The 23,824-nt window shown below is 72.8% G+C and carries 20 protein-coding genes; 11 read left to right on the forward strand and 9 right to left on the reverse strand.

Annotated features, from left to right (window positions below; genetic code table 11):
• Positions 1 to 3: 3 nt before the first annotated feature.
• From ACIGAQ_RS15505 to ACIGAQ_RS15540, 8 genes are all read left to right on the forward strand, one after another.
• On the forward strand, positions 4 to 1,179 hold the full coding sequence (locus ACIGAQ_RS15505) for a Gfo/Idh/MocA family protein (RefSeq protein WP_399782914.1): 1,176 nt from the start codon (positions 4 to 6) through the stop codon (positions 1,177 to 1,179).
• Entirely contained in the window at positions 1,176 to 2,021 is an 846-nt protein-coding gene (locus tag ACIGAQ_RS15510; RefSeq protein WP_399782917.1) for a PmoA family protein, read from the forward strand. The genes ACIGAQ_RS15505 and ACIGAQ_RS15510 overlap by 4 nt, the downstream gene beginning before the upstream one ends.
• Entirely contained in the window at positions 2,018 to 3,538 is a 1,521-nt protein-coding gene (locus ACIGAQ_RS15515) for a family 43 glycosylhydrolase (RefSeq protein WP_399782920.1), read from the forward strand. The genes ACIGAQ_RS15510 and ACIGAQ_RS15515 overlap by 4 nt, the downstream gene beginning before the upstream one ends.
• Positions 3,539 to 3,715: 177 nt before the next feature.
• A complete protein-coding gene (locus ACIGAQ_RS15520; RefSeq protein ID WP_399782923.1) occupies positions 3,716 to 5,065 on the forward strand; it encodes an ABC transporter substrate-binding protein in 1,350 nt (449 codons plus the stop codon).
• A 148-nt stretch (positions 5,066 to 5,213) separates the two neighbouring features.
• Positions 5,214 to 6,005, forward strand: a complete 792-nt coding sequence (locus tag ACIGAQ_RS15525) for a rhamnogalacturonan acetylesterase (protein WP_399782926.1) — start codon at positions 5,214 to 5,216, stop codon at positions 6,003 to 6,005.
• Positions 6,006 to 6,037: 32 nt separating this feature from the next.
• Entirely contained in the window at positions 6,038 to 7,345 is a 1,308-nt protein-coding gene (locus tag ACIGAQ_RS15530) for a polysaccharide lyase family 1 protein (protein WP_399782929.1), read from the forward strand.
• A gap of 106 nt (positions 7,346 to 7,451) precedes the next feature.
• A complete protein-coding gene (locus tag ACIGAQ_RS15535) occupies positions 7,452 to 8,579 on the forward strand; it encodes a pectinesterase family protein (protein WP_399782932.1) in 1,128 nt (375 codons plus the stop codon).
• Positions 8,561 to 9,658 (forward strand): dienelactone hydrolase family protein, encoded by a 1,098-nt coding sequence (locus ACIGAQ_RS15540; protein ID WP_399782935.1) that lies wholly within the window; start codon positions 8,561 to 8,563, stop codon positions 9,656 to 9,658. Before ACIGAQ_RS15535 ends, ACIGAQ_RS15540 begins: the two co-directional genes overlap by 19 nt.
• A 3-nt stretch (positions 9,659 to 9,661) precedes the next feature.
• On the opposite strand, the gene ACIGAQ_RS15545 is transcribed toward ACIGAQ_RS15540, so the two are convergent.
• The 3 genes from ACIGAQ_RS15545 to ACIGAQ_RS15555 form a co-directional block, all read right to left on the reverse strand.
• Positions 9,662 to 11,878, reverse strand: coding sequence for a family 43 glycosylhydrolase (locus ACIGAQ_RS15545; RefSeq protein ID WP_399782937.1), 2,217 nt, complete (start codon positions 11,876 to 11,878; stop codon positions 9,662 to 9,664).
• A 520-nt stretch (positions 11,879 to 12,398) separates the two neighbouring features.
• Positions 12,399 to 13,247 carry a hypothetical protein gene (locus ACIGAQ_RS15550; protein ID WP_399782940.1) on the reverse strand — a complete coding sequence of 283 codons (849 nt, stop codon included), beginning with the start codon at positions 13,245 to 13,247 and terminating at the stop codon, positions 12,399 to 12,401.
• Positions 13,244 to 13,843, reverse strand: a complete 600-nt coding sequence (locus ACIGAQ_RS15555) for a SigE family RNA polymerase sigma factor (RefSeq protein WP_399782943.1) — start codon at positions 13,841 to 13,843, stop codon at positions 13,244 to 13,246. The genes ACIGAQ_RS15550 and ACIGAQ_RS15555 overlap by 4 nt, the downstream gene beginning before the upstream one ends.
• A 269-nt stretch (positions 13,844 to 14,112) precedes the next feature.
• Between ACIGAQ_RS15555 and ACIGAQ_RS15560 the strand changes: the two genes are divergently transcribed.
• Positions 14,113 to 15,570 (forward strand): NCS2 family permease, encoded by a 1,458-nt coding sequence (locus ACIGAQ_RS15560; protein ID WP_399782946.1) that lies wholly within the window; start codon positions 14,113 to 14,115, stop codon positions 15,568 to 15,570.
• Between the two features lie 72 nt (positions 15,571 to 15,642).
• Here the strand turns inward: ACIGAQ_RS15560 and ACIGAQ_RS15565 are convergent, their stop codons facing one another.
• From ACIGAQ_RS15565 to ACIGAQ_RS15590, 6 genes are all read right to left on the reverse strand, one after another.
• Positions 15,643 to 17,094 (reverse strand): peptidoglycan D,D-transpeptidase FtsI family protein, encoded by a 1,452-nt coding sequence (locus tag ACIGAQ_RS15565; protein ID WP_399782948.1) that lies wholly within the window; start codon positions 17,092 to 17,094, stop codon positions 15,643 to 15,645.
• A gap of 75 nt (positions 17,095 to 17,169) precedes the next feature.
• Positions 17,170 to 17,832, reverse strand: coding sequence for a response regulator (locus tag ACIGAQ_RS15570; RefSeq protein WP_399782951.1), 663 nt, complete (start codon positions 17,830 to 17,832; stop codon positions 17,170 to 17,172).
• Positions 17,829 to 19,088, reverse strand: coding sequence for a sensor histidine kinase (locus tag ACIGAQ_RS15575; RefSeq protein ID WP_399782954.1), 1,260 nt, complete (start codon positions 19,086 to 19,088; stop codon positions 17,829 to 17,831). Before ACIGAQ_RS15575 ends, ACIGAQ_RS15570 begins: the two co-directional genes overlap by 4 nt.
• On the reverse strand, positions 19,085 to 20,080 hold the full coding sequence (locus ACIGAQ_RS15580) for a hypothetical protein (protein WP_399782957.1): 996 nt from the start codon (positions 20,078 to 20,080) through the stop codon (positions 19,085 to 19,087). The genes ACIGAQ_RS15575 and ACIGAQ_RS15580 overlap by 4 nt, the downstream gene beginning before the upstream one ends.
• 86 nt (positions 20,081 to 20,166) lie before the next feature.
• On the reverse strand, positions 20,167 to 20,637 hold the full coding sequence (locus tag ACIGAQ_RS15585; RefSeq protein ID WP_311683779.1) for a GNAT family N-acetyltransferase: 471 nt from the start codon (positions 20,635 to 20,637) through the stop codon (positions 20,167 to 20,169).
• A 3-nt stretch (positions 20,638 to 20,640) separates the two neighbouring features.
• The gene (locus ACIGAQ_RS15590; protein WP_010037854.1) at positions 20,641 to 21,414 is read right to left on the reverse strand and encodes an IclR family transcriptional regulator; all 774 of its coding nucleotides are present in this window, start codon (positions 21,412 to 21,414) and stop codon (positions 20,641 to 20,643) included.
• A 132-nt stretch (positions 21,415 to 21,546) separates the two neighbouring features.
• Between ACIGAQ_RS15590 and ACIGAQ_RS15595 the strand changes: the two genes are divergently transcribed.
• Both ACIGAQ_RS15595 and ACIGAQ_RS15600 read left to right on the forward strand, forming a co-directional pair.
• The gene (locus ACIGAQ_RS15595) at positions 21,547 to 23,076 is read left to right on the forward strand and encodes an aldehyde dehydrogenase (NADP(+)) (RefSeq protein WP_311683783.1); all 1,530 of its coding nucleotides are present in this window, start codon (positions 21,547 to 21,549) and stop codon (positions 23,074 to 23,076) included.
• Between the two features lie 100 nt (positions 23,077 to 23,176).
• A complete protein-coding gene (locus tag ACIGAQ_RS15600) occupies positions 23,177 to 23,785 on the forward strand; it encodes a DUF1349 domain-containing protein (protein ID WP_311683785.1) in 609 nt (202 codons plus the stop codon).
• The last annotated feature ends 39 nt before the right edge of the window (positions 23,786 to 23,824 follow it).

Below are 23,824 nucleotides of genomic sequence, written 5' to 3' on the forward strand. Positions count from 1 at the left end.
TCCATGAGCGAACCCCTGAGCACCCCGGTGCCCGTCGTCCTCGCCGGCGCCCGCGGACACGGCCGCTGGCACGTCGAGAACATCCGCCGTCTGCAGCAGCAGGGCATCGTGCGGCTGGTGGGCGTCTGCGAGCTGACGCCGCTGACCGAGGAGGAACTCGACGGCCTGGGCACCCCCGAGCAGTCCGCCGACTTCGGGGCCCTGCTGGACTCCACCGGCGCCCGGATCGCGGTGATCTGCACCCCGATCCCCACCCACACCGACCTGGCCCTCACGGCGGCCGGGCGGGGTGTGCACCTCCTTCTGGAGAAGCCGCCCGCCCCCTCCTACGCCGAGTTCCGCCGGATGGCCGACGGCGTCGCCGCCGCCGGGGTCGTCTGCCAGATCGGCTTCCAGTCGCTGGGCTCGCACGCCCTGCCCGCCGTCCGCGCGCTGATCGCCGAGGGCGCGATCGGCACGCCGGCCGGGCTCGGCGGGGCCGGCGCCTGGGTGCGCGACGAGGATTACTTCCGCCGGGCACCCTGGGCGGGCAAGCGGCGGATGAACGGCGTCGACGTCATCGACGGGGCGCTGACCAACCCCCTCGCGCACGCCGTCGCCACCGCCCTCGCCCTGGGCGGCAGCACCCGCGCCGAGGACGTGCTCACCATCGAGACCGAACTGCTGCGCGCCAACGCCATCGAGTCCGACGACACCTCCTGCGTGCGGATCACCACCGCCCAGGGCCACCCGGTCACCGTCGCCGCGACCCTGTGCGCCGAACGGGCCGACGAGCCGTACGTGCTGGTGCACGGCAGCAGCGGCCGCATCACCTTCTGGTACAAGCAGGACCGCGTGCTGCTGCAGCGCGCGGGGCACGGCCCGGAGGAGTCCGAGTACGGCCGGACCGACCTGCTGGAGAACCTCGTCGACCACCTCACCACCGGCGCGGCCCTGCTGGTCCCGCCGGACGAGACCGGCGCCTTCATGAAGGTCGTCGAGGCCGTCCGCACCGCTCCCGACCCGGCGCCGCTGCCCGGAAGCGCCTGGCACCGCGTCCCCGGCGAGAACCGCCGGGTGGTGCCCGGCATCGACGGGCTCGTCGCGGCGGCCGCCGACACCCTCTCCCTCTACTCCGAGCTCGGCGCCCCCTGGGCCCTGGCCGCGGAGCACCCGCCGAACGAGGTGAGCACCCGATGACCGGCAACGACACCGCCGTCCTGCGCGTCGCGGGCCGGCCGGTCGGCCGGTATGTCACCCGGCCCGAGCTGCCCGCCCGGCTCTCCCCGCGGCCCTACCTGCACCCCGTCACCACCCTGGCCGGCACGGCGGTCACCGAACTCGGCCCCGCCGACCACGCACACCACCTCGGCGTCGGTGTCGCCGTTCCCGACGTCGAGGGGTTCAACTTCTGGGGCGGACGCACCTACGTCCGCGACCGGGGCCCGACCGAGCTGGACAACCACGGCTGCCAGCGGCACGTCACCTTCCAGCTGCGCGATCCCGACGGCTTCGTGGAGGAGCTGCGCTGGGTCGCCGCCGGCGGGGAACTGCTGCGCGAGCGCCGCACGGTCGCGGCCACCGCACTCACCGACCGGGCCTGGGCGCTGGACCTCACCTTCTCGCTCACCAACGTCACCCGGGCCCCGCTGTCGATCGGCAGCCCCGCGACCAACGGCCGGCCGGGCGCGGCCTACGGCGGGTTCTTCTGGCGGGCCCGCAAGGAGGCCGCCGCGCCCGAGGTCTTCACGGCCCGGGCCGAGGGCGAGGCGCAGACGCACGGCAGCCGCGCCGACTGGCTCGCCCTGGCCGGGGCCGGCTGGACCCTGGTCTTCGCCGGGGCCACCGAACGGACCCGGCACGACCCGTGGTTCGTACGGACCGAGGAGTACCCCGGGGTCGGCTCCTCGCTGGCGTTCGACGAGCGGCTGCCGGTCCCGCCGGGCGGGACCGTCGTCCGCCGGATCGTCACCGTCGTCGCCGACGGCCGCCTGGACCGGGACGCCGCCGCGGCCCTCGTCCGCAAGGCGGTGAGCCCGTGACCACCGGGACGACCGAGGAGACCTACACCAATCCCGTCCTCGACGCCGACTGGTCCGACCCCGACGTCGTCCGGGTCGGCGACGACTTCTACCTGACCGCCTCCAGTTTCGGCCGCGCCCCCGGCCTGCCCCTGCTGCACTCCCGCGACCTGGTCAACTGGACCCTCGTCGGCCACGCCCTCGAACGCCTGGAGCCGACGGCGGCGTTCGCCGCGCCCCGGCACGACTGCGGTGTCTGGGCGCCGTCGCTGCGCTACCACGACGAACGCTTCTGGATCTTCTGGGGCGACCCCGACCAGGGCGTCTTCCAGATCAACGCCCCCGCGATCCGGGGGCCCTGGACCCGCCCGCACCTGCTGAAGGCGGGCAAGGGCCTGATCGACGCCTGTCCGCTGTGGGACGAGGAGACCGGCGAGGCCTATCTGGTGCACGCCTGGGCCAAGTCCCGCTCCGGCGTCAAGAACCGCCTGACCGGCCACCGGATGCGCCCCGACGGCACCGAACTCCTCGACGAGGGCAAGGTGATCGTCGACGGCGACCGCATACCCGGCTGGTTCACCCTGGAAGGACCCAAGCTGTACCGGCACGACGGCTGGTTCTGGATCCTCGCGCCCGCCGGGGGAGTGGAGACGGGCTGGCAGGGGGCCTTCCGCTCGCGCGGCTTCTTCGGGCCGTACGAGGAGCGGATCGTCCTGGAGCAGAAGGACACCGCGGTCAACGGCCCCCACCAGGGCGGCTGGGTGCGCACCGCCTCCGGGGAGGACTGGTTCCTGCACTTCCAGCAGCGCGGCCCCTACGGCCGGGTCGTGCACCTTCAGCCGATGTCGTGGGGGCGGGACGGCTGGCCGGTGCTCGGGGACGACGGCGCCCCGGTCACCGTGCACCGCCGCCCCGCCCTGCCGCCCCAGCCGCCCGCCGCTCCGGCCACCGACGACGACTTCCCCGGCGGTCGGTTCGGCCGCCAGTGGCAGTGGACGGCGAACCCGGGCGACGGCTGGGCCATCCACCACTGCGGGGACGGACTGCGGCTGACCTGCGTCCGCTCGGCCGACGCCCACGACCTGCGCAGACTGCCGAACGTGCTCACCCAGCGGCTGCCCGGCAAGCCCTGCGCGGTCGAGGTGGAGCTGCGGCTCGACAGCGACGAGCCCGGGGCACGGGCCGGACTCGCCGTGCTCGGCGACGCGTTCTCCTGGATCGGCCTGCGACGGGGCACGGACGGGACCGCGCACCTGGTGCACCGGTTCGCCGAGGGGGTCGCGGAGTCCGAGCGTGACGCCGCCCCTCCGCGCCTCGCCCCGGAGGGTCGGGCCCGGCTGCGGATCGAGATCGGCGCCGGGGCCCGCTGCCGCTTCTCGGCCGACACCGGCGACGGCTTCCGGCCCTCCGGGCCCGTCTTCGCCGCGACCCCGTGGCGCTGGGTCGGCGCCCTGCTCGGCCTCGTCGCGCTCGCGCCCGCCGGCCCCGGCCACGCCGGTGCCGCCACGTTCACCCGGTTCAGGATCACGCCTTCGTGAGCCACCCCGCACGCCTGTTGGGAGCCGCAATGACGCACTTCCGTAGCAAGCGCCTGTCGAGACCCGGACGGTCGGGGGAGCCGGACGTGATCCGCGTCCAGGCTGCACCCCGCGCCCGCCACTGACCCCCCACACCCTCAAGTTCCGCTGGATCCGGAAGAAGAAGAGAGCCGACCAATGAAGATCAGCAATCGCAGAAGCAGGCACGCCGTCACGGGCGTCGCCCTGGGGGCCGTCCTGGCGCTGACCGCGACCGCCTGCGGCGACGACGGCAGCGGGGCGGGCGGCGACAAGGGCGCCGAGGGAAGCGGCAAGGGCAAGATCGTCTTCTGGGACAACAACGGCGGTGTCCGCACCGAGATCTGGAAGGAGATCATCGCCGACTTCGAGAAGGCCCACCCGGACATCGACGTGGAGTACGTCGGGATCGCCTCGACCGAGTACCAGTCCAAGGTCGACACCGCCCTCCAGGGCGGCGGGCTGCCGGACGTCGGCGGTGTCGGATCGGCAATGATCGCCGGGTTCGCCGCGCAGGGCGCGCTGGAGCCGCTCGACGAGCGGCTGGCCGAGTCGTCGCTCGACGGCAAGCTCAACAAGGACATGGTCGAGTCGCTGAAGGCGGCCGGTGGTGGCGACGACAGGCTGTACTCGATCCCGACCTCCGCGAACAACGGCGTGCTGTACTACCGCACCGACCTGTTCGAGAAGGCGGGCCTCCAGGAACCGACGACCTGGGACCGGTTCTACGAGGCCGCGGACAAGCTGACGAACAAGGGCAGGAACGAGTTCGGCTACACCATCCGCGGGGGCGCCGGTTCCATCGCCCAGGCGCTGGACGCGATGTACGGGCAGTCCGGGATCACCTCGTTCTGGGACACCAGCGGCGAAAGGACCACGGTCAACGACCCGAGGAACGTCAAGGCGCTGGAGAGGTACGCGGCGCTCTACAAGAAGGTCACGCCGGCCGCGGACCTCAACAACGACTTCACCAAGATGGTCGCGCAGTGGGACTCCGGCACGATCGGGATGCTGAACCACAACCTCGGGTCGTACCAGGACCACGTGAAGGCGCTCGGCGTCGACAAGTTCCGCGGCATACCGCAGCCGACCGGGCCCGGCGGCAAGCGGGTGCAGGTGTCCAACCCGGTGGACGGACTGGGGCTGTTCAAGAGCGGCAAGAACAAGGAAGCCGCCTGGAAGTTCATCGAGTTCGCCACGTCCGAGGCGGAGAACTCGAAGTTCAACGAGGCGGCGGGACAGGTGCCGTCGAACACGGACGCGGCGCAGGACGCGTGGATCTCGAAGGCGGAGCCGACGAAGCTGGCCGCGGACGCGTTGTCGGACGGTTCGACGACGATCGTTCAGCTGCCGTACTACCTGCCGGACTGGAACACCATCTCCAAGGCCGACAACGAGCCGAACTTCCAGAAGGTGCTGCTCGGGAAGACGAGCGCGAAGGAATTCCTGGACACGATGGCCGAGCAGCTGAACACCGCGCAGGAGGAGTGGGACCAGCAGCACGGGTGAGGTGCCGCCGGGCTTCCCGTGGGACGGCCCGTGCGTTCGCGGGAGCGGGCCGTCCCCGGCTTGTCGCGCCCACGCGGCGGAGCCGCACGTCGATGCAGTCCCGCGCCCCTCACGGCGTGAATCCCACCCTCTTCGAAAGGAACCCCGCGTGTCCTTGAGCCGCAGACAAGTGGCTGCCGCCGCAATGGGCGCTGTTCCTCTCGCGCCGGCGTTCGGCGGTAGCGCCCATGCACGGGGTCGCCGCACCCTGCACATCGCCGGCGATTCCACCGCCGCGCAGAAATACGCCGACGCCGCGCCCGAGACCGGGTGGGGAATGGCGCTGCCGTTCTTCCTCCGCAAGGAACTCGTTGTCGCCAACCACGCGGTCAACGGACGGAGTTCCAAGAGCTTCGTCGACGAGGGGCGGCTCGATGCCGTGCTCTCCGTGACACGGCCCGGGGATTTCCTGTTCATCCAGTTCGGGCACAACGACGAGAAGGCGGAGGACCCCGCCCGCCACACCGAGCCCTGGTCGACGTACCAGGAGTATCTGCGGACGTACGTGGACGAGGCCCGGGCCCGCGGGGCGCGGCCGGTGCTCGCCACGTCCGTGGAGCGGCGCCGGTTCGACGCGGCCGGGCGGGCCCTGCCGACGCACGGGGAGTACCCGGCCGCCGTGCGGGCGCTCGCCGCCGAGGAACGGGTGGCACTGCTCGACCTCCAGGCGCTGTCGCTCGCGCTGTGGCAGGAGCTGGGGCCCGAGCGGACGAAGAAGTACTTCGACTGGACCGCCACCGAGCAGGACAACACGCACTTCAACCCGGCGGGAGCCATCGCCGTGGCGCGGCTCGTGGCGCGGGAGTCGCTGCGCCGCCGGGTGCTCGGCCCGCGGGACCTACGGCGGCTGGACGAGCCGGTCGCCGAATCCTGGATCGACTGGCCCGAGGCCATCGCGTGACACCCCCGACGACCAAGGAAGAGAGCCGCACCATGAAGCTTCGTGAATGTCATGATCATGTCACCAGGACGGTGGTGCTCGTGGGCTGCACCGCGCTCGTCCTCGCCCTGACCGGCACCGGTGCGCAGGCCGGGAGCCGGGACGCGGCACGCCGGACCCTGGGAGCCGGCGACGGCTGGGGCTCGTACGGCACGGGCACCACGGGCGGGGCGGCCGCCGACGCCGCGCACGTCCACACCGTCACCACCTGGGAGCAGTTCCGGGCCGCCCTGGAGGACGGCGGGACGGCGCCCCGGATCATCAAGGTCAAGGGGATGATCGACGCCGTCTCGGAGGGCTGCGACGCGTTCGCCGCCGAGGGGTACGACCTGCGGAAGTACCTCGCCGCCTACGACCCCGCCGTCTGGGGCCACGACCAGCCGGTCAGCGGTGAGCAGGAGGAGTTGCGGGCGGCGTCCGCGGCCCACCAGGACAAGGCCATCAAGGCGAACGTGCCCGCCGACACCACGATCATCGGCGTCGGCAAGGGCGCGGGCATCCTCGGCGGCAGCCTGCAGATCAAGGGCGTCGACAACGTCATCGTCCGCAACCTCACGTTCGAGGCACCGGTCGACTGCTTCCCGCAGTGGGACCCCACCGACGACAACGGAACCGGCGCCTGGAACTCCGAGTACGACGGCGTGGTCGTCCACGGCTCCACCCACGTGTGGATCGACCACAACACGCTCACCGACGGCCGTCACCCCGACAGTTCCCTGCCGTCCTACTTCGGCAAGACCTATCAGCAGCACGACGGGCTGCTCGACGTCGTGCGCGGCTCCGACCACGTGACCGTGTCCTGGAACTCGTTCCGGGACCACGACAAGACCATGCTGATCGGCAACAGCGACGGCGCCACCGCCGACGACGCGGGGAAGCTGAAGGTCACGCTGCACCACAACCGCTTCGAGGGCATCGTCGAGCGGGCTCCCCGGGTGCGGTTCGGGCAGGTCGACTCGTACAACAACCACTTCGTGGTCACCGAGGACCAGAAGTGGGGCTACGTCTACGGCATCGGCAAGGAGTCCCGGCTCGTCGCCGAGCACAACGCCTTCACGCTGGCGAAGGGCCTGAGCCCGGCGAAGATCCTCAAGAAGTGGAGCGAGGCGCCGGTCACCGCGAACGGCAACGTCGTCAACGGCAGGCTCGTCGACCTGATCGCCGTGCACAACGCGGAGATCCCCGGCGAGACGCTCCAGCCGGGCGCCGGCTGGACCCCGACGCTGCGGACCCGGGTCGACCCCGCGAAGGCCGTGCCCGGCATCGTCGACGCCCGGGCGGGCGCCGGACGCGCCCGCTGAGCCGGCTCGCCCTCAGCCGGGGCGGGCTCGCTCAGCGTCCCCGCCCCGGCCCCTTTCTCCCTCCTCCCCCTGCACACGCGCCGCACCGCGAAGGAGCAGCCGCATCATGCCCGAGCAGCCCCACCGTTCCGTCTCCCGCCGGGGGTGCCTCGCCGCGAGCGCCGCGACCGGCGCCGCCCTCGGCCTCGCCGCCGGACCCGCCCGGGCCGCCACCCGTCCGCGCCCCTTCGGCCGGTACGGCTCACCGGCCGCCCGCCTGCACCCCGGGACCCTGTACGTCCACCCGGGCGGCGCCGGTGACGTCACCACCGTCCGCGACGCGGTGGCCGCCGCCGACGGCGACGGCCACACCCTGGTCATCGCCCCGGGCGTCTACCGGCAGACGGTCGCCGTCGACCCGGCCCGCACCGGCATGACCTGGATCGGGGCGAGCGAGGACCCCCGGGACGTGGTGATCGTGTACGACAACGCGGCCGGCACACCCAAGCCCGGCGGCGGCACGTACGGCACCAGCGGTTCCGCCACCGCGACCGTCCAGGCGGACGGGTTCACCGCCCGCTGGATCACCTTCGCCAACGACTGGCTGCGCGCCGACCACCCCGGGGTCACCGGCACACAGGCCGTCGCCCTCAAGGTCCAGGGCGACCGGTCGGCGTTCCACCACTGCCGGTTCCTCGGCCACCAGGACACCCTGTACGCGGATTCCATGGCACCGGGCATCTTCGCCCGCCAGTACTTCGCCCACTGCTACGCCGAGGGCGACGTCGACTTCGTCTTCGGGCGGGCGACGGCCGTGTTCGAGCGGTGCCACTTCCGGACGCTGTCGCGGACCGACCTGGCCGGGCCCCCGTACGGGTTCGTGTTCGCGCCGTCGACCGCCGGCGCCAACCCACGCGGCTACCTGGTCACCCGCGGCCGCGTCAGCAGCGAGGCCCCCGACGGCTTCCACAAGCTGGCCCGGCCCTGGGTGCCCAGCTCCGACCTCACCGCCCGGCCGATGCTCACCGTCCGGGACACCCGGCTCGGCCCGGGCATCGACGCGGTCGCCCCGTACGCCGACATGCGCGCGGACCACCCCTGGCAGAGCATGCGGTTCGCCGAGTACCGCAACACCGGCCCGGGGGCGAGGATCACCGTTCCGGAGAACCGGCCCCGACTGACCGACGCGCAGGCCCGGTCCGCGACCCGCGCCGCCCACCTGGGCGGCTGGGAGCCGTGGAAGGAGGGCAGCTGAGCGGGCCGGAGCCGGGGATCGTGGACGGTCCGCTGCCCGGCTTCCACCCCGCGCTCAAGGACGCCCTGACCTTCCCACTCGCCTGGGGCCGGTCCCCGGTCCGCGACGTCCGCGCCTGGCGGCGGACCGCCCGGGCGACCGTCGAGCGGCATCTGCTCGTCGAGCGGCAGGACGCGGTGCCGTTCGCGCCGGAGTTCACCGGCCGCACGCCGGGCGACGGGTACGACCGCGAGCTGGTGACCGTCTCCCTGACCCGCTACGCCCGGGTGCGCGGCGCCCTGCTCACCCCGCACGGCCGCGGGCCCTTCCCGGCCGTGCTGCTGCTGCACGACCACGGCTCCCGGTTCGACATCGGCAAGGAGAAACTCGTCCGCCCCTGGTACGACGACACCCGCCGCGCCTCCGCCGCCGCCTGGGCGGACCGGAACTTCGAGGGGCGGTTCCCCGGCGACGCACTGGCCCGCCGGGGCCATGTCGTGCTGTGCCTGGACGCGCTCGGCTGGGGCGATCGCGGGCCCCTGGCCTACGAGCAGCAGCAGGCCCTGGCGTCCAGCCTCTTCCACCTGGGCTCCTCGCCGGCCGGGCTCATGGCCCGGGAGGACGAGCGGGCCGCCGCCTTCCTGGCCGGACTCGACCGGGTCGACGCCCGGCGGGTGGCGGCCGCCGGCTTCTCCATGGGCGCCTGCCGCGCCTGGCAGGTGGCCGCCCTCAGCGACCACGTGGCGGCCGCCGCGAGCGTCTGCTGGATGACCGGGCTCAAGGAGATGATGGTGCCGGGCAACAACACGCTGCGCGGGCAGTCGGCGTACTGGATGCTCCACCCCGGGCTCGCCCGGCACCTCGACATCCCGGACGTGGCGAGCATCGCCGCCCCCAAGCCGGTGCTGTTCTTCCACGGCGGCCGGGACCCGCTGTTCCCCGCCGAGGGCGTGCGGGTCGCGTACGGCAAGCTGCGCGCCGTCTGGCGCGCGCACGGCGCCGAGGAGCGGCTGCGGACGAAGACGTGGCCGGAGCTCGGCCACGTCTTCACCCGCGCGATGCAGGACGAGGTCTTCGGCTGGCTCGACGACGTCCTGTGACGCTCACCGCCGGACCGGGTCGACGCCCTCCAGCGTCGGCACCACGGGCTCGATGCCGCCGTCGGCCGCGAAACGGAGGCGGTCGACGGTCGTCTCGCGGTGCGTGCCGTCACCGCCCGGCCTGCCGGGGCCGTCGAGGGCGAAGCGGTGGTAGACCACGTACCAGTCGTCGGTGCCGGGGGTGTTCACCACCGAGTGGTGACCGGTGCCGAGGATGCCGTACTCGGGCCGCTTCCGCAGGATCGTCCCGCGCTCGGTCCACGGGCCGAGCGGGGACGGCCCGGTCGCGTACGCCACGTGGTAGTTCTCGCTGCGGGTGTCGTCCTGCGACCACATGAAGTAGTACGTGCCCTTCCGCTTGATCACGAAGGAGCCCTCGCGGAAGTTCGCCGGGGTGATGTCCCGCACCTTCGACGCGTCGAACGACACCATGTCGTCGGCGAGCGGCACCACGTACCCGCGGCCGTTGCCCCAGTACAGGTAGGCCCGGCCGTCGTCGTCCGTGAAGACCGCGGGGTCGATCATCTGGCCCTGCAGCGATCCGCCCTTGGCGATCAGCGGCTTGCCGAGCGCGTCCTCGAAGGGGCCGGCGGGGGAGTCGGCCACCGCCACGCCGATCTGCTGCTCGGCGCAGAAGTAGAAGTAGTACTTCCCGTTCCGCTCGGCGATCGCGGGCGCCCAGGCGTATCTGTCGGCCCAGCTCACGTCGGGTCCGAGGTCGAGGACGACGCCGTGGTCCTTCCAGTGGACGAGGTCCTTCGACGAGTACGCCTTGAACCGCGTGCCGCTCCAGCCCTGGAAGCCGTCGGTCGTGGGGTAGATCCAGTAGCGGCCGTTGAGGTAGTGCACGTCCGGGTCGGCGTTGAGGCCGGGCAGCAGCGGGCTGCGGGTGTGGACCGCCTCCACCGTCCAGGTCCGCTTCGTGCCGTCGGCGGCCGTCACCGTGTACGTCTGCGGCCTGCGGAAGTCCCGGCGGGTGCCGGACCTCGGGCTCAGCGTGGCGCCCTGGCCGACCCACAGCTTCGGGGCGAGGCGCCGCAGGTCGGCGCCCGGCTGCATCGGCAGCACCACCTTCGATGCGCTGTCGGTGACGACCGCGTAGCCCTTCTGGTGCTTCGCCGTCGCGTCCGTCACCGAGGTGGAGGTGGCCGGGTAGGCGGTCAGCAGGCGGTCGTACTCCTCCTGGGTCACCGGCAGGACCGTGCCGTGCCGGGGGCTCGCCGGGAGCCGGTAGTCCGTCGACGGGGTCCACCTGCCGGAGGCGAGGTCGGTGGTCTCGAAGGGGAGGTACCCGCGGCCGCCGTACTCGTCGATGAACAGGTACCACTTCTTCTCGGTGTTCGACTTGAACACCGTGGGGCCCTCGCCGCGGTCCATCGCGCCCCTGCCGATGCAGTCGGCCACGAAGTCGTACGTCGTCGACGTCAGGGAGGTGGACTTCTCGCCGGTGATGAACTTGGAGCAGGGGCCGGCGGAGCCGGGGTCCCGCTCGTCCTTGGTGTAGCGGTAGTACTCGTCCTGGTACTCGACCACCGTCGAGTCGATCACCGAGTACCCCGGGTCGTTCCAGACCTTCGGCTCGCTGAAGGTGCGGAAGTCCTTCGTGGTCGCGTACAGCATCTTGTTGTACGTCTCGCCCCGGTGCTCCGGGTCGTCGTCGGCGTACAGCTTCGACGCCCAGAAGACGACGTACGCGTCGAGCTCGTCGTCCCAGTAGGCCTCCGGGGCCCAGGTGTTGCCCGCGTTGCCGGGGGAGACCCTCACCAGGCGCTGATCGGTCCAGTGCACCAGGTCGGTGGACTCCCACACCATGATCGACTTGCTGCCGTGCCGCTGGACCTGGTCCCAGCTGCCGCTGGAGTTCCCGTACATCCGCAGGTCGGTGGCGATCAGGTAGAACTTGTCGCCCTCGGGGGAGCGGATGACGAACGGGTCGCGCAGGCCCTTCTCGCCGATCGTGGAGGTCAGCACCGGCTGGCCGGCGTTCAGCTCGCGCCAGTGCAGCGCGTCGTTGCCCCGGCTGAGGGCGTAGCGGATCTGCTCGCCGTCGGCGGTGCCCTCGCCCGTGAAGTAGGCGAAGAGGTATCCGGCGTACTGGGGTCGCTTCACGGATGGGGCTCCGGGGTCTGCGGTGCTGGGCGGGGCCGTGAGGAGGGTCAGCAGGAGGCCGGACAGGGCCAGGAACGGAAGCAGGAGCGTGCGGGCGATGCGGGGACGCATGACACTTCCTGTCGGAGTATGGGGGATTCTGTTGGGTGGCGGCCCTCGGAGTGTCACCAAAGGGGAGAGGGGCGTCAACGGGTGGAGGAGGGACCGGAGTTTCCGAAAATTTCGAAACCGCCGGCGGTGTGCCGCACACGACGGCGCCCCCGCCGGGTGCGAACCGGCGGGGGCGCCCGGCGAACCGGCCGAGGGGGGCTCGGCCGGTGCCGTCCGACCGTCCGGAGGGGGGCTCCGGAGGGTCGTGGTGCCGGGACGTCCGACTGGGGGGCCGGACGTCCGGCGTCCGGCGGGCCCAAGGGGGGACCGGGGCCGGCCGGAGTCAGGCAGGGGCGGTGCCTACGGGTACTTGATGTCCGAGGCGGCGAACGCGCAGGTCTCGCCGTCCGGTCCGGCCGGCTTCGGCTCCATGGGCTCCTTGCCAGGTGCAGTCATGTACCGATTCCTCAGATGGCTGGTGACTCTCGCGTGAAGTGGTCGCCACCGGTGAGGAAAGGGTTGCCGCGTCTTCCGGTCTTTTTCACGAGTCGCCGTCGCCGTCGTCCCCGGCGGCGAAACCGCCGCCCACGGACAGGTGCGCGGAGCCCGTCGCGGCCGTCACCGCGTAGCGGTCCGCGCCCGCGTCGCGGCCGCCGCGGTCGTGGTCGTACTGCCCCGCGAACACCCACTCGCCCGCCGGGACGGTGCGGCCCTTCTTGAGCGTCCAGGTGTAGACGAGGAAGCCGTCCGCCTCGGCGACCGTGAACGTGAAGTCGCCCTCGGGCAGGGAGCGCCAGGCGCCCGCGTCGGAGACACCGCCGGTCTGCGCGATCCGCAACCGCACCGTCAGCGCGGTCAGTTGCTCACGGTTCTCGAGTGTGACGTTGCTCTGCGCCCAGAAGTCGTTGCTGTGCGGGTCGACCGAGCCGTCCGACCACAGCGGCCCGTCCTCGGCCGCGGCCGGTGCCCGCTGCGGGGCGGAGGGGCTCGGCGTGCGCGAGGGCGGCGGGCTGCTCGGCTCCCGCTGCTCGGGCGGGCTGCTCGGCGCCGGGTCCACCGGCGGTGCGGGCGCCCGGCTCGACGTCTCGGGCGACGGGGCGGGCGTCGGTGACGTCGCCACCTCCCGCTGCCGCGGGGCCGCCTCCTCCCTCACCGCCGACGCGACCGCGTACCCGCCCACCGCCAGTACGCCCGCCACCGCCGCCGTCGCGCCCACCACCCGCATCCAGCCGAACACCGGCGGACGCGCCGCCCGATGGCCCGCACCGGCCGGAGCGGCCATCCCGCGCTCGACCCGGGCCAGGATCCGCTCCCGGTCGGGCCGGTGTCCTCCGGCCGCCTCCTGCAGCCGGGCGCGCAGCTCCTCGTGCACGTCCCGCCGCATCGTCATCGGTCCCTTCCTCCGCCCTCACCGGCGCGCACGCCGTCCACGGCGGGCGAGCGGCGGGGTGCGCCCAGCGCCGCGTGCATCCGCTGCGGCAGCCCCTGCGTGCCCAGCAACCGCTGGAGTTCGGCCATCCCCTTCGAGGTCTGGCTCTTCACCGTACCCACCGAGACGCCGAGGGCGAGCGCGGTGTCCTTCTCCGAGAGGTCGAAGGCGTGCCGCAGCACCACACAGGCCCGCTTGCGGAACGGCAGCCGGCGCAGGGCCTCCTGCACGTCGACCACGCCCGCGACGTCCGGGTTCTCGGTGTTCTCCTCGCGCTGCGACCAGAACAGCGCGATCCGCCGCCGCTCGCGCACCGCGCTGCGGATGCGGCTGCGGGCCAGGTTGGCCACCACCCCGCGCGCGTACGCCGCCGGATGGTCGGCCGCGCGCACCCGGTCCCAGCGGTGCCACAGCGCCAGCAGGGCGTCCGCCGCCAGGTCGTCGGCGGTGTCCGGCTCGCCCGTCAACAGGTGGGCCAGCCGGGACAGTTCGGCGTAGTGGCGCTCGAAGAAGGCGTGGAACTCCGCGGAGGCGGCGTCGTCGACGACTGTGCCCACGGGCGACCTCTCCTCGCAGCGGCTGCGGGCACTCCCGGACGGGACGCCCTGTGAGTGTCATGGAGATGACATGTGATCATCCGGAGGGGGTCCGGACGAGATCCGGAAGCGTAGCAGCGATCTCGAAACGGTTCGTACGGAGCTTCGAACGGGGTAGGGCGCGCCGGACTCCGATTCCGTAACACGGAGAAAACCCGAACCGGGTTCGGCACGGGCACAATCCGGCCAGCATCCGCACACCGATCACCCGGCACCGAGGAGCACGCACGATGTCCGAACCGCAGCAGGTCACCGACCGGCCGGCCGCCGGCCCGCCCCCCGCACACAACGTCGACCGGTTCTTCCGGATCTCCGAGCGGGGCTCCACCCTCGGCCGGGAGATACGCGGCGGCTTCGCCACCTTCTTCACGATGGCCTACATCCTCGTGCTGAATCCCATCATCCTGGGCAGCGCGAAGGACAGGACCGGGCAGCAGCTGGACGCCGTCCAACTGACCACCGCCACCGCCCTGGTGGCCGCGGTCATGACGATCATCATGGGTGTCGCAGGCAACCTCCCCCTCGCCCTCGCCGCCGGACTCGGCCTGAACGCCGTGGTCGCCTTCCAGATCGCGCCGCTGATGACCTGGGACGACGCGATGGGCCTGATCGTCCTCGAAGGCCTGCTGATCTGCGTGCTGGTGGTGACCGGGCTGCGCGAGGCCGTCATGCACGCCATCCCCCAGCCGCTGAAGCAGGCGATCAGCGTCGGCATCGGCCTGTTCATCGCCTTCATCGGCTTCGTCGACGCCGGGTTCGTCAGCCGCATCCCGGACGCCGCGAACACCACCGTGCCCGTGCAGCTCGGCGGCACCGGGACCCTCGCCGGCTGGCCGATGCTCGTCTTCTGCCTCGGCGTGCTGCTGACGGTCGCCCTGCTCGCGCGCAAGGTCAAGGGCGCCATCCTGATCAGCATCGTCACCATGACGGCCGTGGCGATAGTGATCGACTCCATCGCCGACATCAAGACCTGGGGGCTGACCACACCGTCCTGGCCCGACTCGATCGTCGACGCCCCCGACTTCGGACTCCTCGGCGACTTCGACCTGTTCGGCGCCTTCGGCGCCCCCGGCGTCGGTGTCGTCACCGTCGTCCTGCTGATCTTCACGCTGATCCTGTCCGACTTCTTCGACACCATGGGCACGGTCGTCGGCGTCAGCGCCGAGGCCGGTCTGCTCGACGAGGAGGGCAAGGTCCCGAACCTCGGCCGGGTACTGCTCATCGACGGCGCCGCCGCCGTCGCGGGCGGAGCCGCCTCCGCCTCCTCCGCGACCTCCTACATCGAGTCCGCGGCCGGCGTCGGCGAGGGCGCGCGCACCGGCTTCTCCAACCTGGTCACCGGCGGCCTGTTCGCTCTCGCCCTGTTCCTGACCCCGCTGCTGACCATCGTCCCGCTGCAGGCGGCCGCGCCCGCCCTGGTCGCCGTCGGCTTCCTGATGATGACCCAGGTCAAGCACATCGACTGGGACCGCTACGACATCGCCGTGCCCGCGTTCCTCACCATCGCCGTGATGCCGTTCACCTACTCCATCACCAACGGCATCGGCGCCGGCTTCCTCGCCTACGTGGTCATCAAGACCGTCCTCGGCAAGGCCAGGGAGGTGCACTGGCTGCTGTGGGCGACCTCGGCGCTGTTCCTGGTGTACTTCGCGATCGACCCGATCGAGCAGCTCCTGGGCGCGAAGTGACGGCGACGGGCCGCCCCCGGGGGGAAGGGGGCGGCCCGTCGCTGGTACAGACGGCTTTCGCGCCGCCGGGGTTCAGTCCTTCAGCGCCGCTTGCATCATCGCCTTCGCGACCGGGGCCGCGAGGCCGTTGCCGCTGACCTCCGAGCGGGCCGCGTCGGACTGCTCCACGACCACCGCCACGGCGACCTCCTTGCCGCCGGACTTCCCGTACGAGGTGAACCAGGCGTACGGCACCTGGCTGTTGTTCTCACCGTGCTGGGCCGTGCCCGTCTTGCCGCCCACGGTCGCGCCCGGGACCTGCGCGTTGGTGCCCGTGCCCCGCTCCACGACCGTCCGCATCGCCGACTGCAACTGCTCGGCGGTCGAGGAGGAGAGGATCTCCTTCGTGCCGGCCTCGTCGTCGTAGTCCTGCAGCACGTCACCGCCGCTGTCGGTGATCTGCGCGACCATGTGCGGCGAGACCAGCTTGCCGCCGTTGGCGATGGCCGCCGACACCATGGCCATCTGCAGGGGCGTGGCGGTGACGTCGAACTGGCCGATGCCGGTCAGCGCCGTCTCCGACGGGTACATGTCCGACGGGTAGACGCTCGGGTAGGCCCGGACGGGCACGTCCTGCTCCTCGTCGTTGAAGCCGAACTTCTCGGCCATCGCCCTGACCTTGTCCTGCCCGAGCTTCACGGCCATCTTGGCGAAGACGTTGTTGCACGAGTACTCCAGCGCCGTGCGGATCGTGGCGTTCGTGCAGGGCGCGTCCGGGTTCTCGTTGGTCAGCTGCCGCGAGGTGCCCGGCAGCGTGTACGGATCCGGGCTGTCGGTGCGCTCGTCCACCGACGCGTACAGCCCGTCCTCCAGCGCCGCCGCGGCCACGACCAGCTTGAACGTCGAACCGGGCGGCAGCGGCTGCCGCAGGGCCCGGTTGGTCAGCGGCTTGTCCGGGTCCGTGGTGAGCTTCTTCCACGCGGCCCCGGCCGTGTTGGCGTCGGTCAGCGACGAGGGGTCGTACGACGGCGTCGACACCACCGCCAGGATCCTCCCGGTCTTGGGGTCGACGGCGACGGCCCCGCCCTTCTTGTCGCCGAGCGCGTCGTACGCCGCCTTCTGCCCGTCCGGGTCGATCGTCGTCACCACGTTGCCCGGGTCGGCCCGCCGGTCGGTGAGCGTGTCCAGCACCGACTTCAGCCGGGGGTCCGTGCCGTTGAGCAGGTCGGTGTAGATGCCCTCCAGCTGGGTCGGCGCGTAGGCCTGCGAGGCGTAGCCGGTCACCGCCGCGTACAGCTCGCCGTCCGTGTACGTGCGCTTGTATCTGAGGTCGCCCGTCTTCGTCGGCGCCGAGCCCGTGACCGACCGGCCGCCCACGATGATGTTCCCGAGCGGCGCCGAGTACGTCTCGATGGCGTTCCGCCGGTTGTCCTTGTCGTCTGCGAGCGCCCGGCCCTCGTAGAACTGCACCCAGGTCGCCCTGACCAGCAGGGCCAGCACCAGCAGCAGCGTGAAGAGCGAGGCGCGCCTGATCGTCTTGTTCATGCCGAACAGAAGGACGAGCCACGCGGGGCGGATCGTTCCCGTCCGTCCGGATTCTCATCGGGCCGCCCCGTTTTCTCATCCGCCGTTCAGAAAGCCCGCCTCGTACGCCGCGATCACCGCCTGCGTGCGGTCCCGGGTGCCCGTCTTGGCCAGGACCGCCGCGACGTGCGACTTCACCGTGGCCGGGCCGACCTCCATCCGGCGGGCGATCTCGGCGTTGGTCAGCCCCCGCGCCAGGTGCCGCAGCACCTCGCCCTCGCGTGCCGTGAGCTTCGCCACCCACGCGGGCGGGTCCAGGTGCGCCCGTGCGTGCGCGGTGGCGAGGGCGCGTACGGCCGCCGGGAACAGCAGGCTGTCGCTGCGCGCCACCAGCCGGACCGCCTGCACGAGCGCGTCCGCGTCGGCCCGCTTGAGCAGGAACCCGGCGGCACCGGCGCGCAGCGCGTCGTACACGTAGGAGTCGTTCTCGAACGTCGTCACGACGACGATCCGGGGCGGCTCGGACGAAGTGGCCAGGATCTGCTCGGTGGCGCGGATGCCGTCGACGCCCGGCATCCGGACGTCCATCAGGACGACGTCCGGGCGCAGGTCGCGGACGACCGAGACGGCCTCGGCACCCGTGGCCGCCTCACCCGCCACCTCCAGGTCCGGCTCGGCGGAGAGGATGGCGCGCAGCGCGGTGCGGACCATGCGCTCGTCGTCGGCCAGGACGACGCGGATCGGGGCGGGGCGGCTCATGCGGGTCCCTTCAACGGCAGGCATACGTGCAGACGGAAGATCTCCCCGGCGGGTCCGGTGGTTCCCGCCGTCATCGCACCGCCCAGCAGCCGGGCCCGGTCCGCGATGCCCCGCAGGCCGTGCCCGCCGCCGGGACGGGAGGCCGCCGGCCCGGTGACCGGGTTCTCCACGGTGATCGCCAGCGCCCCGTCCGCCACCTCGACGCGCACGTCCACGGCGGCTCCCGCACCGGCGTGCCGGAGGGCGTTGCTCAGCCCCTCCTGCACGATCCGGTAGGCCTCGCGGGACACCAGCGGGGGCAGCGCCCCGGGGTCGGCGGCGATCGTGGCGGTCACGCGCCGCCCTCCCGCCCTGCTCCGGGCCAGCAGGCCGTCCAGGTCGGCGGCGAGGGTGGGCGCCGGGGCCGTGCCCGGTCCGTCGCCCTCGCGCAGCACGCCCAGCACGGCGTCGAGTTCGCCCACCGTGCGCCGGGTCGTGTCCTCGATCGCGGCGAGGGCCTCGCGCACGAACTCCGGGTCGGAGTCGAGCACCCGGCGGGCCGCGCCCGCCTGCAGGGTGACCGCGCTCAGCGCGTGCCCGACGGAGTCGTGCAGCTCCCGGGCCAGCCGGTTGCGCACCGCGAGGTCGGCGGCGCGCGCCTCGGCGGCGGCGAGCCGGTCCTCGGGCGTGGGCCCGAGCAGCCGCGGCGCCCAGTGGGCCAGCAGGGCACCGCAGCCGGCCGCACAGCCCGCCAGCGCGACCAGCGAGGCCAGGCCCACGACCGGGGCGAGGGCCGGCGCCCAGGGGTGGTCGAGGACTTCGGGCAGTCCGAGCCGGGTGCCGCGCAGTCCCGCGAAGACCGGCAGCGCGATCAGCACGGCGGCGAACGGCGGCAGGGCCAGCGACATGCCCGCGATGATCCCGCCGACCCCGAGGTGCAGCGTGAACCAGGCGGCCGTGCGTCCCTTCTCACCGCGTGTGCGGGCCGGTCCGTTGGCCAGCCGGTCCGCGTCGACGCCGCACAGCCAGCGCACGGCGGCGGCCTCCAGCGGCCGGGTCAGCGGGAACAGGGACGTGACCGCGGCGATCGGCAGCCCCGCGCCGAACGAGGCGAGCTGGAGCGGAAAGGACCCGAAGACGTTCTGCGAGCCGGTGGCCGGGCCGATGATCGCCTCGCCGAGCAGGACGTACGGCATGGCGAGCGCGCCGCCGAGGATCAGGTGCACCCAGCGCAGCCGCGCCCGCCGGCCGAACAGGAGCCGGGCGGCCCCCTTCACGCCGTCCGCCGCGCGGTCGTGGCCGCACGCGCCGCGAGGAAGCGGGCGCCGAGGGCGGCGACGAGGAGACCGGCGAGCATCTGGCCGGCGTGGGCGAGGCTCATCAGCGGCGTGGGCCGGTCCGCGACCTCCGCCACGCCGCCCAGGGAGGCGAGCGAGAGCCAGCCGCCCCAGCAGGCCGCGGCCCCCGATCCGACCCAGGTGAGGCCCAGCGGCACCGACACGGGCAGGGTCCGGCCCCGGCGGAAGGCGAGCGACAGCGCTCCGGCGACGGCCGCCGCCAGGAAGCACACGAAGACGGCTTCCAGGACGTGGAAGTCACCGGTGCGCTCTGCGGCCCGGCCCGCGCCGAGTCCCGCGGTGCCGCCGCAGGCCCACAGCGCGTGCAGCGTGAGGGGCGGCAGCGCGGCGAGGGCGGCGGCGACGGCGAGTGCGCGCTGGGCCGACCCGGGGGTGCCGACGGGCAGTTCCCCCACCCGCCCGCGCCACAGCCGCCCCCAGCGGTCCCGGGCGTAGAGCGCGAACAGCCCGCCCAGGGCGAGGCCTTGGAGGACGAAGCCGGTGTACACCACGGCGAACACCCACTCCTCCAGGAAGGCGTCCCGCCCCTCCGGCTCGGCACCACCCCCGCCGAAGGCCCGCACGAGCAGCTGTGCCGGGAAGCCCGCCATGATCGGTGCGAGGAGCCCGGTGGCGACCCAGACCGGGAACGCCGCGAGCCACGCCGGCACCCTGAGCCCCCACGGCCGGGTCAGCCCCAGCGCCAGCACGATCACCGCACTGTCCAGCAGCACGGTGAGCGCGTTGATCACGGCCATGGCGAGCCGGTCGTCCAGCAGTGCGCTGCCCTCCGGTATCCCGACCCGACTTCCGGCGATCCAGGCGGTCTTGAGCGCGAGGTACGGCAGGCAGGAGACGACGGCGACGGCACGGAGCATCCGCCGGGGGCGGCTCGGACCGACGACTGCGCGGGGAGCGATCGACTGCGTCATGCGCCCAGCCTCCCGCGGCGGAGTCCCGGACCACCTCCTGCGCGCCGACGATCCGCCTCCGCCGGACGGGGGAGGACCCGGGCTGATCAGCCCTCCAGGAGCAGCACCGTCTCCTCGATCTCGGTGCCCCGCGCCTGCGCGAACCCGCTGGCCGAGGCCACCGCACGGAACCCGCACTTCTCCAGCACCCGCAGCGATCCCGCGTTGTCCGAGGCCGCCCGGGCGTACAGGGGACGCTCCGGAACCTCCGCCAGCAGGGCCCGCAGAGCGGCCGTGGCGAGGCCCTTGCCCCAGTACGCGCGGTCGATCCAGTACGTCACCTCGCGCTCGCCCGGCACTCCGTACACCGCCGCGCTGCCGACCACGTCACCGTCGGCCAGCACCGTGCGCACCACGTCCGAGGAGGAGCGGATCCGGGCCCAGTGCGCCTCGAAGGCGTCTCGGTCGGACGGGTCCGCCGGGGTGAAGGCCGCCATGTGGAGCGCCTCGGGGTCGTTCAGCTGCCGGAAGAAGACCGGCAGATCGCTGTCGTGGACCGCGCGCAGCTCGACGTTCATGCCTCAGAGCCTACGGGTGGCCAGGGTCAGCCGGTCCCGGGCGTCGAACAGGGCGTCCTTCACGAGCTGTTCGTGCGCGGGCGTCAGCCGGGCCACGGGCACGGAGCAGCTGATCGCGTCGCGCGCCGGGGTGCGGTAGGGGATGGCCACGCCGAAGCAGCGCAGTCCCAGCGTGTTCTCCTCGCGGTCCACGGCGAAGCCCTGCTCGCGCACCTGGTGCAGCTCCTCGATGAGCTTCTCCCGGTCGGTGATGGTGTTCTCGGTCAGCGCGGGCAGCGTCTCCGGGAGCATCTTGCGGACCTGCTCGTCGGAGTAGGTGCTCAGCAGGGCCTTGCCGAGGGACGTGGAGTGCGCGGGCAGCCGGCGGCCGACCCGGGTGAAGGGCCGCAGGTAGTGCTGCGACTGGCGGGTGGCGAGGTAGACGACGTTGGTGCCGTCGAGGCGGGCGAGGTGGATCGTCTCCGTGGTGTCGTCCGAGAGCCGGTCCAGGGTCGGCCGGGCCGCCGCGACGACCTCGTCGCCGTCGATGTACGACGTGCCCACCAGCAGGGCCCGTACGCCGATGCCGTAGCGCGTGCCGGTCGCGTCCGTCTCCACCCAGCCCAGTTCGACGAGCGTGCGGAGCAGCATGTAGAGGCTGGACTTGGGATACCCGACGGCCTCCTGGACCGCCGCGAGCGAGTGCATACCGGGACGCCCGGCGAAGTATTCGAGCAGTTCAACCGTGCGTACCGCGGACTTGACCTGCGCCCCGCCGCCCGTCTCGCCAGCCGACATCGCCCTTGACCCCTTCGTTCGACGGGAAATAGTCTCCACAGCGTATTCATCATCGGAGACAGCGTTCAGTATATCGAACGTCCCTGGTGGATGACCCAGTACTGCGGCATTACATGTGTGGAGGGACCCGCGGTGGCAGCAGCACCAGTCTGGAGTGTCGACCCCCGAACCGGGAAGCAGCGCGAGCAGGTTGCGGTGGAGGCCACAGCCCAGGAGGTGGACGCCGCCGTCCGTGCCGCGCACGAGGCCCGCGGCTCGCTCGCGGACCGTACCGTCCGCGCGGCCTTCCTGCGCGGCGCGGCCGAGGAACTGGAGGCGGCCAGGGACGGACTCGTCGAGACCGCCGACGCCGAGACCGCGCTCGGCCCGGTCCGGCTGACCGGCGAGCTCGCCCGCACCTGCTACCAGCTGCGGGCCTTCGCCGACATCGTCGAGGAGGGCGCCTTCCTCGACGTCGTCATCAACCACCCGGACGACACCGCCACCCCGCCGATCCCGGACCTGCGCCGCTACAAGGTGCCCCTCGGCGTCGTCGCCGTCTACTCGGCCTCGAACTTCCCCTTCGCCTTCTCCGTCGCCGGCGGCGACACCGCGAGCGCCCTCGCGGCCGGCTGCCCCGTCGTCGTCAAGGCCCACCCCGACCACCCTGCCCTGTCCGAGTACGTCGCCAAGGTGCTGCGCCGCGCCGCCGCCCGGCACGACATCCCCGAGGGCGTCGTCGGCCTGGTCCACGGCTTCGAGGCCGGCGTCGAGCTGATCAAGCATCCGCTGGTCTCGGCGGCCGGCTTCACCGGCTCCGTGCGCGGCGGCCGGGCCCTGTTCGACGCGGCGGCCGCCCGACCGGTGCCGATCCCCTTCCACGGCGAGCTGGGTTCGCTGAACCCGGTCGTCGTCACCGAGGCCGCCGCCGCCGAGCGGGCCGAGGCGATCGGCTCGGGCCTCGCCGGTTCGATGACGCTGGGCGTCGGCCAGTTCTGCGTCAAGCCGGGCCTGGTCCTCGCGCCGTCCGGCGCCGCCGGTGACGCCCTGCTCAAGTCGCTGACCGACGCCGTCAGCGACACCGACGCCGGGGTCCTGCTCGACCACCGCATGCGGGACAACTTCGTCGCCGGTGTCGCCGAGCGGGCCGAGCTGCCCGACGTCGAGTCCCCGGTCACGCCCGGAGCGGGCGGCGAGCACACCGTCAGCGCCGGCTTCCTCACCGTCCCGGCGAGCAGGCTGGCCCGGGAGGGCGAGCACGACCTGCTCCTGGAGGAGTGCTTCGGCCCGGTCACGGTGGTGGCCCGCTACGAGGACGAGGACGAGGTCAAGGCCGTGCTGTCGCGGCTGCCGGGCAACCTGACGGCGACCGTGCAGCTGTCCGAGGAGGAGGCCGCCGGCCAGGGCCGTGGCGCGGAACTGCTGCAGGAGCTGACACCGCTGGCCGGACGCGTGCTGGTGAACGGCTGGCCGACGGGTGTCGCCGTCGCCCCGGCGCAGCATCACGGCGGGCCGTACCCGGCGACGACGTCGACGTCCACGTCGGTGGGCGGGACGGCGATCGAGCGGTGGCTGCGGCCGGTCGTGTATCAGAACGCCCCGGAGGCGCTGCTGCCGCAGGAGTTGCGGGACGAGAACCCGCTGGGGCTGCCGCGGCGGTTCAACGGGCGGCTGGAGCGCTGAGCGTCGCGGGGGTGCGGGGGAATCGCGGGGTGCCAGTGCGTCGTTGCCTGTCGCGCCGTTCCCCGCGCCCCTGAAGGACGCGTCTGGAAGAGTGGGCCGAATGGATCTCGAACTTCCCGAACTGCCGTTCCCGCTGCGTTCCTACGGGCCCGAGGCCCACTGGACCTATGAGGACGGTGTGCTCACCGGGTGGGCCGGGGCCCGGCAGGACCGGTTCGTGCCGCCCACCGGGGAGGGGCTGGAGCCCGCCTCCGACGCGCCGCGGCTGCTGGGAGCGCCCGAAGGGGACTTCCAGCTGATCGCCAAGGTCACGGTCGGGTTCGCGGCGGCGTTCGACGCGGGGGTGCTCTACGTGCACGTGGGCGAGCGGGCCTGGGCCAAGCTCTGCCTGGAGTACTCCCCGGACGTGCCCACGGTCTGCACGGTGGTCACCCGCGGCCACTCGGACGACGCCAACTCCTTCACCGTGGACGGCAGTTCCGTCTGGCTCCGGGTGAGCCGCACCGGCCGCGCCTTCGCCTTCCACGCCTCCCGCGACGGTGAACGCTGGACCTTCGTCCGGCTGTTCACCCTCGGCGACGAGAAGGAGACGGCCGCGGCCCTGGTCGGCTTCATGACCCAGTCGCCGATGGGGGAGGGCTGTGTGGTGACGTACGACCACATCGCGTTCCGGCCGCACTGGCCGGACGACCTGCGGGACGGCAGCTGAGGGCGGGCCGGGAACCGCCTTCCCGGCCGGGCACGTCCT

It is taken from the genome of Streptomyces sp. NPDC085932, assembly GCF_044540525.1.
Classification (GTDB): Bacteria; Actinomycetota; Actinomycetes; order Streptomycetales; family Streptomycetaceae; genus Streptomyces; species Streptomyces levis.